Origin of the sequence: Pseudomonas sp. Sample_11, assembly GCF_004307505.1 — a bacterium.
In the GTDB taxonomy this organism is placed as follows: Bacteria; Pseudomonadota; Gammaproteobacteria; order Pseudomonadales; family Pseudomonadaceae; genus Aquipseudomonas; species Aquipseudomonas atacamensis.
This window is the reverse complement of record NZ_RCOD01000054.1, coordinates 14,683-28,506: the sequence shown is the minus strand read 5'-3', so window position 1 is coordinate 28,506 and position 13,824 is coordinate 14,683. Positions and strand designations below refer to the sequence as shown.

Genomic DNA, 13,824 nt, shown 5'->3' with positions numbered 1-13,824 from the left:
AAAAACCCTTTTAATGCGCCCCGTTGCCCAGATAGCTCAGTCGGTAGAGCAGGGGATTGAAAATCCCCGTGTCGGCGGTTCGATTCCGTCTCTGGGCACCAAATACCGAAAACCCTGAATCGCAAGATTCAGGGTTTTTTTATGCCTGCGATTTGATCCCCCTCCTCTCTTCGTCCTTCGATACACCCGGATTCCAGCTGTACTGGAAAAAACCCGAAATCTGTATCTCTCCGCGCAGATGGCGTTTCGCCAATACTTTGCGCAAGCCTTGGCGAGCCAATGACTGGCTCTACTTTGCGCCACGCAACACTCTGGACTCCTGTAGCCCTCAGAGCGCAAAACCCTGATTTTTTGAATCGATCGGCGTCGCCCGCAAGGTCACTTCCTGTCCAGCAAAAAAATCTGAACCCAACCCACAGGCGAACTGCAGTCAGTGCTTTTCAAACATTCCAGGATGAATGCTGGCGCCCCCGTGCGCCCGGCAAAAGAGCGAAACGGACGACGTATGATCAAGCAACTCATCAATGAAAACAGTTATGTGCAGATCGGCGATCTTTGCAGCGCAACGATCCAGCTGAAAATCGAAGGACTGAATCCCGCCGGCTCCATCAAGCTGAAGACCGCGCACGCGCTGATCACTGATCTTGAAGTCCGCGGACTGATCAACCACAAGACCCGCCTCATCGAATCCTCATCGGGCAATCTGGGCGTTGCGCTGGCCATGGTCTGCGCCGCCAAGGGTTACCAGTTCGTTTGCGTAATCGACCCGAATATTTCCGCGCCGAACCGCAAGCTGATTCAAGCCCTTGGCGCGCAAATGCTCATGGTCGATCAGCGTGACGAGAACGGCGGTTACCTGAATTCGCGGATTCGCCTGATCGAACAACTGGTCGCTGACAACGCCGACTACATCTGGCTCAACCAGTACAAGAATCCGACCAACCCCCTCGCCCACTATCAAGCGACTGCCAGGTCCATCGCGCGCAAATTTGCGCACGTGGATTACCTGTTCGTCGGCGCGGGAACCACTGGCACGCTAATGGGCTGCAAGAACTACTTCGCCGAACATCATCCACAGACCAAAGTCATTGCCGTCGATACCGTCGGCTCGGTGACGTTCGGCCTGCCGGGCGGCACGCGCCATATTCCGGGGCTCGGCACCAGCCGCCTGCCGGAGATATTCGAGTCGTCGGGCATTCACGACTTCCTGTCGATTCCCGAGGACCAGACGATCAAGGTCTGCCGTTGGCTGGCGCAACGCTACGGCCTGCTCTTCGGCGGCTCCACCGGCACTGTGCTCGCCGGCATCCGCCAGTGGGCGCCGCATATCCGGCCCGACGATATCGTGGTGGCGATCTCCCCCGACATGGGTGAGCGCTATCTCGAAACCATCTATTCCGACGACTGGGTCACCCAGCGGATCGGCGCAACCGCACTGCAGCCCCTCTTCCCTGAAATCGCTCTGGCACTCTCGGCGTAATCCTCATGACCACACAGAATCTGATCCAGCCGTTCCACGTCATCCCCGGCGCTGTCGTCAAAGACATCCTCAACGGGCTGCGGCATGCAACCATCGACATGGTGGCGCAGACCTACCTGACCCACGAGCGTGACGAAACCGTTAACCCCGACAGTTATTTCCTGCGTTTCCCTGCGCAACCGGCGAACCGGATCATTGCGCTGCCGGCGGCCATCGTCGACAGCGAGGGCGATCAATCCGTCTCCGGAATCAAGTGGATTGCCAGTTATCCCGACAACATCAAGTCGGGCATTCCGCGCGCATCTGCGGTGCTGATTCTCAACGATCCCGAGACCGGTTACCCCTACGCGCTGCTCGAAGGTGCGCTGATCAGTGCCGTGCGCACGGCAGCCTCGGCAGTCTTGGGTGCCTGGTGGCTGAATGGCCAGAACCGCCACGCGGCGACACTTTCGATCATTGGTGGCGGGGTAATCTCAAGAAATATCCTCGAGACTTTCGTCGCCGACGACTGGTCCTTCGACAGCGTGGGCATTCACGATCTCAACGCGGAATCGGCGCAAGCCCTCGCGGAATTTGGTGAACAACTGGGCCTGCCGGATGTACGCCTGCTGTCGCTCGAAGAAGCGCTGACTGCCGACATCGTGGTGTTCGCCACCAGCGCGGGCGAGCCGTACGTAAAAGGCCAGGGCACGTTCCGCCCGGGGCAGATTGTTCTGAACATCTCGCTGCGGGATATCGGCGCTGAAATCATCGCGGAAAGTTACAACCACTTCGACGACATCACCCATTGCCTGAAGGCCAATACCTCACCGCATCTGGCCGAGCAGCAATACGGCCATCGCGACTTTGTCACCGGCACAGTGGCGCAGCTGATTCGCGGTGACCTGCATGTCGCCCAGGACAAACCGCTGATCTATTCGCCATTCGGCATGGGCATTCTCGATCTCGCGATTGGCCGGATGATCCACGACATTGCGGTGGCGGCCGGTACGGCAATTGCCATCCCGTCATTTTTTGGCGAGGAGCGCAGATGGTGAAGGCGCCTGTGCACATCGGCCTGATCGGCTGCGGTTCGCGCGGATTGTCGGTATTCGAGCGCCTGTTGAGCCGCGCCGAGGAACGCCCGCAACAACCGGTGTTCATCGACATCTTCGAGCCCAACGTGCTCGGCAGCGGCGCGCACTGGCCCGATCAACCGGACTATCTGTTGCTCAACACCGTCGCCGGTCAGCTCGGAGTATTTCCCGACGCAGCAGCGTTCGGTGATCTGACCGACGCCCGGGAACGACCAGGGCCGGACTTTCTCGCGTGGTGCAGAGCCCGGCGCGTCAAGGTTGACCCCGACAGTGGCCTGCTCGCCGCCGACGGTCGCGACGTCGAGCCGGAGGATTTTCTGCCACGGCACCTGCTCGGCGCCTATCTGGCCGACGCCTTCACGCGGATCCTAGCGACCGCACCCGCCTGGGTAACGGTCAATCTGCATCGGCATCAGGTCACGGCGGTCGAGCGCAACGAGAACCAGCAATACCTTCTGCTAACCGCCGACGGCGCTGCGGTGACGGTGGATCGTCTGGTGCTGACCGTCGGCCACACCGGACGCTCGCGCCTGGCGGGGCAGAACCGGGTCGACAACGTTTACCCGCTGCCGGGCAGCCTCACCACCGTCGAGCCCGGCGAAACGGTGTTGATCGAAGGGTTGGGCCTGGGCGCCATGGACACCCTGGCGGCGCTGACGGCTGGCAGAGGCGGGATCTACAAACCCATGGCCGATGGCAGTCACACTTACCAGCCGTCGGGTCAGGAGCCGGTGATCTTCATTCAGTCGCGGGACGGGCTGCCGTTTCGCACGCGTCCCAATGGCTTGATCGGCTGCCCCCGCCATAGCGCCGTGCTGCTCACGAGCGAGCGCATCGAGTCGTTGCGGGTCAACGCGCACAACCGCCGACTGGATTTCGAACGGGACATTCTGCCGCTGATGCTGCTGGAGATGCGTGCCGCTGCGGTCGCCGTCCTGCATAAACCCTCAGCGCCACAACAGCTGCTTGAGCAGCTCAGAACCGTCAGCGTTGCCGGCCCAGCAGGTGTGGCCGCTTGTGAAGCCTTGCTGCGCGAGTTCGAAGCGATTGCCGGCGCAATCAGTCCGCTGGAGCTGATCAGCCACAAACTGCCCGACAGCGTCACGCCTTACAACTATCACGCATGGATTTACGACACCCTCGAAGCCGACTTGCATGAAGCACACCTGGGACGCGGCGCGTCGCCGATCAAAGCCGCCATCGAAGTCTGGCGCGACTTGCGGGACCGGCTGCGTGAGGCGGTCGATTTCGACGGGCTCACCGAAGATTCGCATCGGCAGTTCTATGGCCGCTGGCACAAGGCGATCAACCGTCTGGTCGCCGGCCCGCAGAAGGAGCGCCACGCCGATCTGCTCGCGCTGTGTGACGCCGGTTTGCTGACCTTCCTCAAGCCCGGCTCACGCCCGGCTATCGAACACTTCAAGCGAGTCGCCGGCTACGTCCAGAGCAGCGGCGTCACCCACAGCGACTGCGCACCTGTGCGCGACCTCGCGCGCCTGGGCCTTGTGCGTCCGCGCACCGATGTGCCGGGCATCGACGGCATCGATGTCGACGCGGCGTCCAACCCCAAGTCGAACAGCGGCGAAACGGTGCATGACATCTGGGTGTTGGGTCCGCTCGCTGAAGGCTCCTGTTATTACAACCACTACGTCACCTCGGCGGGCGCACCTTCGCGGCTGTTCATGGACGCCCATCGAGTCGCCACCGCCATCCTTGAGACAGGAACTCGCGCATGAAACTCTACTATCAGACGCATTCGCCGTACGCCCGCAAGGTGTTGGTGCTGGCTCACGAACTTGGCATCGCATCGAGCCTTGAGGTGATACATCACGAGACCAGCCCGACTTCACCGAACGCGACCATTTACCAGGCCAACCCCTTGGGTAAAGTGCCGGTGCTGATGCTGCCCGACGACAGCGCACTGTTCGATTCCATCGTGATTTGCGAATACCTCGATGACCTGAGCAACGGCCGTAAATTCATCCCGGCCAGCGGCCCCGAGCGCTACAAGGCGCTACGCCTGCAAGCATTGGCGCAGGGCATGTGCGACGTCGGCATCAAGCTGCGCTGGGAAGTCGAGCGGCGCCCCGAGGCCCTGCGCTATCCAGCGTACGCCGAGGGTCAGGCGTACAAACTCAAGGAGGCGTATCGCTTCATCGAAGAGCACGTCGACCTCAATGGTCCGATCACCGTCGGCCACATCGCCTTGGCGACCGCGCTGGACTGGATCGCTTTCCGTCAACTCTCGGACTTCTCGGCGCAAGCACGCCTGAGCGAGTGGTATCAGACGTTCTGCCAGCGCGCGTCCATGCGGGCGACCGAGTACAGCGGACAGACGCACGATTAAGCCAAGGAAACCGCTATGAGCTCTCTCTTCCTGCAAATGTCACCGATCGCGCTGGTGATCGCGCTGATCCTGATCCTCCGGCGTCCACCAGTACAAGCGGCGCTGGCCGGTGTGGTGCTGGTGCTGGTGCTGTGGGCTCTGGGCGCTGCCGGGCCGGTGTCAGCGGCCATCTCCTCGGCGATTTTTCAAGACACCACGATCCTGTTTCTCAGCACCGCGTGCGTCATCGTCCCGGGGCTGGCCTTCGTCATTCTGGTCGAGCGCGGCGGCGCGCCACAGGCCATCGGCGCGTGGGTCAAGGAACTCGGCTGGACACCGCCGGCGCAGGTGATTTTCATCGTGCTGGGCCTGGCGCCGCTGCTGGAAGCGATGACCGGCTTCGGCGTTTCGCTGATCGCCACGGTGCCGCTGCTGATGGGGCTTTTCACTCGCCAGTCGGGGATGAAAATCGCCCTCGCCGGCATGGTCATCATGCCGTGGGGCACACTGGGTCTGGCAACGGTGATCGGTGCCTTGCTGGCGCATTTGCCGGCGCAAACCCTCGGCAGCCATTCGGCGCTGATCAGCGCGCCGGTGTTCCTCTTCCTGGCGTCGCTGGCCTTGTGGCAGGCCGGCATCCGCAGGATCACAGCGTGGCTGGGGCTGCTTGTCGTGACGGCCCTGTTCGTTGCCGCGCTATTTGGCGTCAACCTGTGGCTCGGCCCGGAAGTTTCCGGTGTGCTGGCCGGGCTGGCCGTGGCTTGCGTTGGCCTGGGCATCTCCTGGGCGCAACGGAAAAAACTGGTGCGCTGGCCGAGCGCGGCATGGCCTTATCTGGCCTTGCTGGGAGTGATTGTGGCGTCGCGCGGACTGTTCGTGCTGTCGGGCTGGGATGGCCTGTGGGTCGTCAGGGGCGAACACGTTTCATGGAAGCCGCTGGCGTCTCCAGGGCTGGCGCTGCTGATCGTGACCGTGCTGATGGCGTTCAGGCAAACCGCGGGCGGCGGCTTCCCGTGGCAAGCGCTGTTCAACCGGGCGAAGTTTCCGGTCACGACAATCTTCCTGTTCCTGCTGCTCTCCCAGGTGATGGTCAACGCCGGATTCCTCGTCGAGGCGCAAAGCGCATTGCAATCCATGTCGGGTCTTTCGCTGGCGCCGACGATCGCCCTGCTGGCGGGGATTGCCGGTTATGTCACCGGTTCCAACGTCGGCGGCAACACGCTGGTGATGCCGTCCATTGCCGCGCTGAGCAGCGAACACGGGGCGTGGCTGGCGGCAATGGTCAACAGCGCCGCCGGCCATGGCGCACTTGGCTCGCTGTCGATCCTGTCATTGATCACCGGACTTGCCGGTGCCAACCGCCAGGAAGAAAACAGCCTGATCCGCTTCGCCTTCGGTCTGGTGGCGCTGAACATCGTCATAGTTGCTGCAACGGGGATCGTTTTGCTCTACTTTCTGTGAATTGTTTCGAATCATCACAGAGAACTTATGGACAGGTTTGATTTGCCGGACAAGCGCTGGCGGATAGTCAAGGACTGGATTATTCGCCAGATCGACAGCGGTGACCTGGCGGCCGAAGCGAAACTGCCGTCAATCCGCGTTCTGGCGCGGATGTTCGAGACCAGCATCACCACGGTGCAGCGGGCGCTGGCCGATCTCGAGGCCGACGCCTACGTGACGACGGTGCCGCGCGTCGGCTACTTCGTCTCGGCGTCAGGGCGGGCAAAACCGTCCGGCGCTTTCGATTTCTCCAGTGTCACCGTCAACGTCAATCATGCGGTGGTCGCGATGCTCTCCGAAGCAGCGTCGCGCACCACTGCATCGCTGAATTCGGCGGTTCTGCACAGCGATCTCACGCCCAACGTGTTGCTCAACAAATGCCTCTCGGTGCTGGCCGCCAGGACTGACAACGCGCTGAGCGGTCTGGTCGCGCCACCCGGCCTACCGGCGCTGCGACGGCGCATCGCCGGGCTGATGCTGACCCGCGGTGTAGTCTGCGGGCCGGACGATATTCTGGTGACGTCGGGCGACACCATCGCTCTGGAACTGGCCCTCGAAGCCGTCGCGTCGAAAGGCGCTACAGTCGCCATCGAAACCCCGACCTATTACGGCATTCTGCAGACCATCGAACGCCTGGGCATGCGCGCCTTGCCGATCCGCACCCACGGCCGCACGGGCCTGGATGTCGATCATCTGGAAGAAGCGCTGAAGCAAAAAAAGGTCGCGGTGATCTTTCTCAACCCGACGCTGCAGAATCCGCGTGGCTTCATCATGCCCGACGAAGCGCGCGCGCGACTTTCAAGGATCGCCCGGGAAGCGGATGTGCCGATCATCGAAGACGACATCTTCTTCGACCTGGTGCCCGAAGCTGATCGACCGCGCGCCCTCAAGAGCTACGACAGCAGCGGCCAGACGATTTACTGCTCGTCCTTTTCGAAAACCATCGCGCCGGGTTATCGCGTCGGCTGGTGTCTGGCCGGCAAATACCGCAATGCCATCCTCGCGCAGATGTTTTCGCGCAACCTGGCCGTTTCCAGCCTTGCGCAAAACGTCCTCAATGAATTTATCGGCCGTGGCTACATGGACGAACACTGCGCCAGATTGAGATCGCAACTGTCCTCGCTGGCGAGTTTTGTCGAAGCGCTGGTGCGCACGGATTTCCCGACCGGCACTCTCTACGTCCCACCGCGCGGCGGCTTCATCCACTGGATCGAAATGCCGGCACACACCGACATGCCGACGCTGCAGCAATTGGCCACGGAGCGTGGTTGCCACGTGGCTGGCAGCGGCATCTTTTTCGCCGACGGCCAGGCTTCCACAGGCGTGCGCATTTGCCTCGGCACTGCGCTGACGCCGGCGGTGATCGGCATTCTCAAGGTGATCGCTGAATGCGCCCACCTTGCCGCACGCCCGACGAGCCTGCGGCAGATGCCGACTGAACAATTGCAAGAGCCGGCAGTTTTCTGACCGGCTCACGCGAGCCTCGCTTATGAATCAGAAAAGAACCCGTATTCGCTTGCCGCATCCTCCGCCGTATCGCCCGAGCCGCTGGACATTCTGGCTGACGGTGCTCGCGGGAGTGCTGATCGCCTTTGCCGTGTGTCTGTCGATCTACATGCTTATCGAGAGCTGGGTCAGCGGTTCCATCACCACCAACAATCGCGGACCGCGCAGCACCTACACCTTGGCACTGCAACCTCGGCGATACTGGTTCGAGTTCGTCTGGCAGAGCTTCTGGACCGCGTTCATGTTGGCCATCGGTGTGTTCGGGCTGTGGATTTATCGCAAAGGGCGGATGCGTGAGCAGAGGCCGAAGGGCAAGCGCTCGCGATGATGCAACTGGGGCGCTTTTTTGAAGCAGCCTCTTACCTGCCTGTTCCTTTCATTCCAGCGCAACACCAGATCGCTCACCGCAGCGCCGCCAACTCTGCGGCGATTGACTGGGCAAAAAGTACGAAATGGACTACGGACATTTACCCTGTTACGCGCCTTCCGGTGGCAATGTCCTGCAACGCCTGTCCCGCCCTTCCTTCCGAACTCGCAGGTTCGCCCGACATACCTGCGCCGCCTTCCCCGGCATGCTTGCGTCTCTGTTTCCAGAATGCGGAAGACCCGATGAGCCAGCTCAAACCTGCTGATACGCAAGACCATAAAATCGATTCACTGCTGGGCGAACTGGGCGAACTGATTCGCCAGGCGCGGCAAAAAGTGCTGCGCGCGGTCGATACGATCCAGGTGCAGACCTGTTGGCAAATCGGCCGGCATATCGTCGATTTCGAACAGAAAGGCGCTCAGCGTGCCGGTTATGGCCAGCAGTTGCTCGCGCTGCTGGCGAAGGATCTAACGGGGCAATTCGGGAAGGGATTTGATGAGCGCAATCTGCGATATATGCGTAGCTTTTATCAGTCTTTTCCAATTTGGAACGCAGTGCGTTCCGAATTGAGCTGGACCCACTACCGCCGGCTACTGCGGGTCGAAAGCGAGAAAGCGCGCCTGTGGTACATGAACGAATGCGCCGACCTCAACTGGTCAAGCCGCGCCCTTGATCGTCAGATCCTGACGCTCTACTACGAGCGCCTGCTGATGAGTCCGGACAAAGCCGAGGTGGTCGAGGAAGCCACGACCAACATCGACGCGATGAAATGCAATCCGCGGGAATTCATTCGCGATCCGGTCATGCTCGAATTCCTCGGCCTGCCCTCGGCAGGCAAAGTCAGGGAAAGCGGACTCGAACAAGCCCTCATCGATCACTTGCAAAGTTTTCTGCTTGAACTTGGCAAAGGCTTTTCCTTTGTCGCCCGCCAACAACGCATCAGCACTGACGGCGTCGACCTCTATATCGATCTGGTGTTCTACAACTACCTGCTCAAGTGCTTCGTGATCATCGACCTGAAACGCGGCAAGCTCAGCGCCCGCGATGTCGGGCAGATGGACATGTATGTGCGCATGTACGACGAGCTCAAGCGCAGCGAAGGTGACAAGCCAACCGTAGGTATCATTCTCAGCGCGGAAAGCAATGACTCGGTGGCGCGCTATTCCATGCTCAAAGGCAATGAGCAACTGTTCGCCAGCAGCTACAAGACGATACTGCCGAGCGAAGAAGAGTTACGTGCTGAACTCAACCGCGAACAGGCGTTGATCGAAGAACGCATGCTCATTCAATCCAGTGAATGAACCGGCCGGATTGTTCTTGATCAGCGCGGCGACTATGGTTGGCACCTAACCGCCGAGGTCAAGCACCATGAGCTGTCAGCAGACATCCGATGTGGGCGATCCAGAGTTGAGCCAAGCAGCTTTGACTGTAACTAACGCTACGCCCTTCAAGGAAACCGCAGTCGACGGCTACACACTCGGCGGCTTCACCTGGCGCCACAGTTCGCCCGATCCTCAGCGCCCGGTGGTCATCATCAACGCCGCCACCTCGGTGCGCTGTCGGCACTATTCACGGTTCGCGGCCTACCTGTTCAGCCATGGCTGCGATGTGATGACCTACGATTACCGGGGCATTGGCGAATCACGCAGCGAATCGATCAAAGGGCTGCGTGCCTCGTGGACCGACTGGGGCGCGCTGGATTTCGAAGCGATGCTCACACGCGCGCAGCAGGAGTTTCCCGGTCAGCCAATCGATGTGGTTGGCCACAGCTTCGGTGGTTGCGCGGCGGGCTTGGCGGAGTCGGGCAAAGTGATCCGACGGTTGGTAACCGTCGGTGCGCAGTTCGCTTATTGGCGCGATTACGCCCCTGAACAGCGCTGGCGGATGTTCGGCAAGTGGCATGTAGTCATGCCTTTGATGACGCTGCTCTGCGGCTATTTCCCCGGCAAACGGCTAGGTTGGCTGGAGGACACGCCAACCGCCGTAGTCCGCGACTGGAGCACACCCACTGCACGGTTCGAGGATCGTCCAAGCGGTCGGGTGCTGATGAAAAAGGCGGGCGCCCTGCCCTTCGATGGCGTCCGCGCGCAGACCCTCGCCATCAGCCTCAGCGATGATCCTTACGGAACGATCCCGGCGATCGAACGCCTGCTCGGCTACTTCAGCAACGCGGCAAAAACCCATCTGCGCATTGCGCCGCAGGACATCGGCGAACGACAAGTCGGACATTTCGGCTTTTTTCGCAGCGCATACCAAGCCACACTATGGCCCATTGCTCTGACCTGGCTGCAGACCGGCGCACTGGCCGCCGATACACCCGGCCGACAAGTGCCACGCAGCTGAGCCCCTCTCAACGCACGACGGAACACATCATGGCCTCCGCCAACAAGCAGCAAAAACGCGCCACCCGGGCCAAAGCCAAGGGCAAGCAGAACCGCACCAAGCGTGCCGAAGCGCCGGTCGAGCTCGACCCGAACGACGACCGCATCGATTTCGAATCGGTGGACCTGACCGAGCTGTTCAAGAAAATGATCGACGCCGAGAAGATCAGCCAGCAAGCCATGTGCACCGCGTTCCTTGAAGATCCGCTGCTGGAACTGGTCTATGAGCAGGAAGGTGAAGAAGGCGCGATGGATTTCATCCTCGCCGCGCTGATCGAGTATCGCCAGTGGTCGCAGGAAACCGACGAGGCTGGCGCACTGGCGTGGATCGAATCCCCGGCATTCCAGGCTGACTATGTAGCGGCATCCGACGCGATCGCCGCACAAACCCAACAGAAGAACTGAGCTCCCATGGCATCCCTGAACAAGCAACAGAAACGCGCCAAACGCGCCAAGGCCAAAGCCAAGCAGATCCGCATGGTCGGGCGCAAACCGCTGGATCAGGACGAAGATCTCGGCCACCTCGCCGAGCCGATCCCGGAATACACCCTGGCGATGTTCAGTAAAATGCGCGACGCCGAAGCGGTCAGCCGCAACGAAATGCTGCTGACCCTGCTGCGCGAACTGGCCTTCATCATCGTCGACCATCCTGAACTGCTCGACATGGAAAACGCCGACAACGAAGGCATGGCCGCCACCCACCTGGCCGCCGATATGCTCATCGACTACCGCATGTGGGCCGACGGCATGACCATCGAACAGGCCCAGGCCTGGCTGAGCGAGCCGCAGTTCATTACGGATTTCGGCGTGGCGCTGGATGCTTATGGCAAGTCGGTAGAGCCCCAGGAAGACAAGAGCGAATAAGCCCTTCTCAGAAACAAAAAACGGCCGCTAGTCATCCCTGACAGCGGCCGTTTTTGTTTGGATGACCTAGCTACTCTTTGTCCGGTGACGATGTATATCCCATTGACATATCCCCAGCACGATCTATCCTGAGCTAATCACAGGAACAGACCCAGGAGCCCGAATATGGAGCAGACCACAATTTTCATGAGCAACAGAAGTCAGGCAGTCCGACTGCCAAAGGCAGTTGCGATGCCCGGCGACGTTAAACGAGTGGAAGTCATCGCGATTGGCAGAACACGCGTCATTACGCCTGCTGGAGAAAGCTGGGATAGCTGGTTTGATGGCGACAGCGTCAGCCCTGATTTCATGGCTAACCGTGAGCAACCCACTGAACAGGAGCGCGAGTCGTTCTGATGATCAAGTACATGCTGGATACAAATATCTGCATCTTCACCATCAAGAACAAACCACAAATTGTCCGGGAAGCCTTCAATCGACATTCCGGGCAGTTGTGCATCAGCGCTATCACGCTTATGGAGCTTATTTACGGTGCTGAAAAGTCGGCGGCCCCGGAGAAAAATCTGGCAATTGTTGAAGGATTTGTCGCGCGACTGGATGTCTTGCCTTTCGATAACGACGCAGCCGCACAGGCCGGGATGGTTCGATCTGAACTCGCGAAGGCTGGAACGCCGATCGGGCCATACGACCAAATGATCGCTGGCCACGCACGCTCACTTGGACTCATTGTAGTGACGAACAACGTACGGGAGTTTCAACGCGTTTCCGGTTTGCGAATCGAGGACTGGGTTTAACCTGACTGGAAAGCTCAGAAACAAAAACGGCCGCTAGTCATCCCTGACAGCGGCCGTTTTTACATCACGCGTTACGACTCAGTTCAACACCACCGCACCACGCTTCTCCAGCTTGCGACGGCGCGACACCAGCAGACCAGCCGCTACCACCATAAGGCTCAGCAGACCGGTGGCGAGGATTTCCACGCGGTGGGCTTCCTGGAACAGCATGATGGTCAGCGCGGCGACGATGAAGATGATTACCGCCCAGGTCAGCCCCGGGAACAGCCACATGCTGAAGACGATCTTCTCGCCGCGCGCCATGCGCTGTTTCCGCATGCGCAGTTGCGAGAAGGCGATCACCAGGTAAACCAGCAGGGCGATGGCGCCGGAGCTGGCCAGGAGGAACTCGAACACCGCTGCCGGAGCCACATAGTTGGCGAAGGTGCAGAGGAACGCAGCGCCGGTGGACAGCATCACCGCCCAGTAAGGCGTGCCGCTCTTGTTAGTGCGGGTCGACATGGCCGGGGCATCGCCGCGCTTGCCGAGGGAGAACAGCATGCGCGACGAGGTGTACAGCGCCGAGTTCAGGCAACTGGTCACCGCCACCAACACAACGATGTCGACGATCATCTTCGCATTGGGAATACCCATGCGCTCAAGCACGGTCTGGTAGGAACCGAGGTTGGCCAGGGTAGGATCGTTCCACGGCACCAGCGCCACCACGATGAAAATCGAAACCAGATAAAACAGGCCGATCCGCCAGATCACCGAGTTGGTGGCCTTGGAGATCTGCTTGCCTGGGTCCTTCGATTCCGCCGCCGCGATGGTGACGATCTCGGTGCCCATGAACGAGAACATGGTGGTCAGGATCGCGCCCAGCACAGCGCCCATGCCGTTGGGCAAGAAGCCGCCACTGTCGAACAGATGCGACACACCGCTGACCTGACTGGTCGGCAGGAAGCCGAAAATCGCCGCCAGACCGAGGCCGATGAAGCCGATGATCGCCAGCACCTTGATCAGGGCGAACCAGAACTCGAACTCGCCGTAATTCTTCACGCTGAACAGGTTGGTCACGGTCAGCAGCATGGTGATGACCAAAGCGAAAGCCCAGATGTCCACCCCCGGGAACCAAGCGTGCAGGATGGTTGCGGCGGCGTTGGCTTCCAGCGGAATCACCAGCACCCAGAACCACCAGTACAGCCAGCCGATGGTAAAACCGGCCCAGTGACCGATCGCGCGGTCAGCGTAAGTCGAGAACGAACCGGTGTCCGGCGAAGCCACGGCCATCTCGCCGAGCATGCGCATCACCAACACCACCAACGTACCGGCGGCGGCGTAAGCCAGCAGCACGGCCGGGCCTGCGGCAGCAATGGCGTGGCCGGAGCCGACGAACAGACCGGCGCCGATCACACCGGCGATCGACAACATGGTCACATGACGCGGTTTGAGCCCCTGTTCGAGGCCTGTGGAGCTTGGGGTACTGCTCATAGAGACTACCTTTGCAAGGAAAGCGAGTGCGTCCGGCGCGTCTGAAAATTCTTTCTCGTA

14 protein-coding genes and 1 tRNA gene are annotated in these 13,824 nt (G+C 60.5%); 14 read left to right on the top strand and 1 reads right to left on the bottom strand.

All coding sequences use genetic code 11. The features are described from left to right. The first annotated feature begins 25 nt into the window (after window positions 1-25). The 14 genes from D8U60_RS15995 to vapC all read left to right on the top strand — a co-directional run bounded on the left by D8U60_RS15995 (window position 26) and on the right by vapC (window position 12,294). Window positions 26-101: transfer RNA gene (locus D8U60_RS15995), tRNA-Phe, on the top strand. 404 nt (window positions 102-505) lie between these two features. Next, window positions 506-1,480: a 2,3-diaminopropionate biosynthesis protein SbnA gene (sbnA, locus tag D8U60_RS27910; protein WP_241663543.1), complete on the top strand. Its 975-nt coding sequence runs from the start codon at window positions 506-508 to the stop codon at window positions 1,478-1,480. 5 nt (window positions 1,481-1,485) lie between these two features. Beyond that, window positions 1,486-2,517, top strand: coding sequence for a 2,3-diaminopropionate biosynthesis protein SbnB (gene sbnB / locus D8U60_RS27905; protein WP_241663542.1), 1,032 nt, complete (start codon window positions 1,486-1,488; stop codon window positions 2,515-2,517). Then, window positions 2,511-4,292 carry an FAD/NAD(P)-binding domain-containing protein gene (locus tag D8U60_RS15985; RefSeq protein WP_130900475.1) on the top strand — a complete coding sequence of 594 codons (1,782 nt, stop codon included), beginning with the start codon at window positions 2,511-2,513 and terminating at the stop codon, window positions 4,290-4,292. Before sbnB ends, D8U60_RS15985 begins: the two co-directional genes overlap by 7 nt. Further along, window positions 4,289-4,903, top strand: coding sequence for a glutathione S-transferase (locus tag D8U60_RS15980; protein WP_130900474.1), 615 nt, complete (start codon window positions 4,289-4,291; stop codon window positions 4,901-4,903). The genes D8U60_RS15985 and D8U60_RS15980 overlap by 4 nt, the downstream gene beginning before the upstream one ends. 15 nt (window positions 4,904-4,918) lie before the next feature. Then, window positions 4,919-6,343 carry an L-lactate permease gene (locus tag D8U60_RS15975; RefSeq protein ID WP_130900473.1) on the top strand — a complete coding sequence of 475 codons (1,425 nt, stop codon included), beginning with the start codon at window positions 4,919-4,921 and terminating at the stop codon, window positions 6,341-6,343. A 27-nt stretch (window positions 6,344-6,370) separates the two neighbouring features. Continuing rightward, window positions 6,371-7,849, top strand: coding sequence for a PLP-dependent aminotransferase family protein (locus D8U60_RS15970; protein WP_130900472.1), 1,479 nt, complete (start codon window positions 6,371-6,373; stop codon window positions 7,847-7,849). Window positions 7,850-7,871: 22 nt separating this feature from the next. Next, window positions 7,872-8,216, top strand: a complete 345-nt coding sequence (locus D8U60_RS15965; protein ID WP_130900471.1) for a hypothetical protein — start codon at window positions 7,872-7,874, stop codon at window positions 8,214-8,216. 281 nt (window positions 8,217-8,497) lie between these two features. Further along, the gene (locus D8U60_RS15960; protein ID WP_123444053.1) at window positions 8,498-9,556 is read left to right on the top strand and encodes a PDDEXK nuclease domain-containing protein; all 1,059 of its coding nucleotides are present in this window, start codon (window positions 8,498-8,500) and stop codon (window positions 9,554-9,556) included. Between the two features lie 121 nt (window positions 9,557-9,677). Further along, window positions 9,678-10,598 carry an alpha/beta fold hydrolase gene (locus D8U60_RS15955; protein ID WP_240997366.1) on the top strand — a complete coding sequence of 307 codons (921 nt, stop codon included), beginning with the start codon at window positions 9,678-9,680 and terminating at the stop codon, window positions 10,596-10,598. 29 nt (window positions 10,599-10,627) lie between these two features. Beyond that, the gene (locus D8U60_RS15950) at window positions 10,628-11,041 is read left to right on the top strand and encodes a hypothetical protein (protein WP_130900470.1); all 414 of its coding nucleotides are present in this window, start codon (window positions 10,628-10,630) and stop codon (window positions 11,039-11,041) included. Window positions 11,042-11,047: 6 nt separating this feature from the next. Continuing rightward, a complete protein-coding gene (locus D8U60_RS15945; protein WP_016772138.1) occupies window positions 11,048-11,500 on the top strand; it encodes a hypothetical protein in 453 nt (150 codons plus the stop codon). 165 nt (window positions 11,501-11,665) lie between these two features. After that, window positions 11,666-11,896: a type II toxin-antitoxin system VapB family antitoxin gene (gene vapB, locus D8U60_RS15940; protein WP_024011210.1), complete on the top strand. Its 231-nt coding sequence runs from the start codon at window positions 11,666-11,668 to the stop codon at window positions 11,894-11,896. Continuing rightward, complete coding sequence (vapC, locus tag D8U60_RS15935; RefSeq protein ID WP_016772140.1) at window positions 11,896-12,294, top strand: tRNA(fMet)-specific endonuclease VapC; 399 nt, start codon at window positions 11,896-11,898, stop codon at window positions 12,292-12,294. The genes vapB and vapC overlap by 1 nt, the downstream gene beginning before the upstream one ends. A 78-nt stretch (window positions 12,295-12,372) precedes the next feature. Here vapC and gabP read toward each other — a convergent pair whose 3' ends face one another. Beyond that, window positions 12,373-13,764, bottom strand: a complete 1,392-nt coding sequence (gabP, locus tag D8U60_RS15930; protein ID WP_016772141.1) for a GABA permease — start codon at window positions 13,762-13,764, stop codon at window positions 12,373-12,375. Window positions 13,765-13,824: the final 60 nt, after the last annotated feature.

Bases quoted from the DNA above. Each gene is read 5' to 3' on its own strand.
- D8U60_RS15985 (WP_130900475.1), top strand. From the start codon at position 2,511: ATGGTGAAGGCGCCTGTGCACATCGGCCTGATCGGCTGCGGTTCGCGC.
- D8U60_RS15945 (WP_016772138.1), top strand. From the start codon at position 11,048: ATGGCATCCCTGAACAAGCAACAGAAACGCGCCAAACGCGCCAAGGCC.
- sbnB (WP_241663542.1), top strand. From the start codon at position 1,486: ATGACCACACAGAATCTGATCCAGCCGTTCCACGTCATCCCCGGCGCT.
- D8U60_RS15980 (WP_130900474.1), top strand. From the start codon at position 4,289: ATGAAACTCTACTATCAGACGCATTCGCCGTACGCCCGCAAGGTGTTG.
- D8U60_RS15970 (WP_130900472.1), top strand. From the start codon at position 6,371: ATGGACAGGTTTGATTTGCCGGACAAGCGCTGGCGGATAGTCAAGGAC.
- D8U60_RS15950 (WP_130900470.1), top strand. From the start codon at position 10,628: ATGGCCTCCGCCAACAAGCAGCAAAAACGCGCCACCCGGGCCAAAGCC.
- D8U60_RS15965 (WP_130900471.1), top strand. From the start codon at position 7,872: ATGAATCAGAAAAGAACCCGTATTCGCTTGCCGCATCCTCCGCCGTAT.
- vapC (WP_016772140.1), top strand. From the start codon at position 11,896: ATGATCAAGTACATGCTGGATACAAATATCTGCATCTTCACCATCAAG.
- gabP (WP_016772141.1), bottom strand. From the start codon at position 13,764: ATGAGCAGTACCCCAAGCTCCACAGGCCTCGAACAGGGGCTCAAACCG.
- vapB (WP_024011210.1), top strand. From the start codon at position 11,666: ATGGAGCAGACCACAATTTTCATGAGCAACAGAAGTCAGGCAGTCCGA.
- D8U60_RS15975 (WP_130900473.1), top strand. From the start codon at position 4,919: ATGAGCTCTCTCTTCCTGCAAATGTCACCGATCGCGCTGGTGATCGCG.
- sbnA (WP_241663543.1), top strand. From the start codon at position 506: ATGATCAAGCAACTCATCAATGAAAACAGTTATGTGCAGATCGGCGAT.
- D8U60_RS15960 (WP_123444053.1), top strand. From the start codon at position 8,498: ATGAGCCAGCTCAAACCTGCTGATACGCAAGACCATAAAATCGATTCA.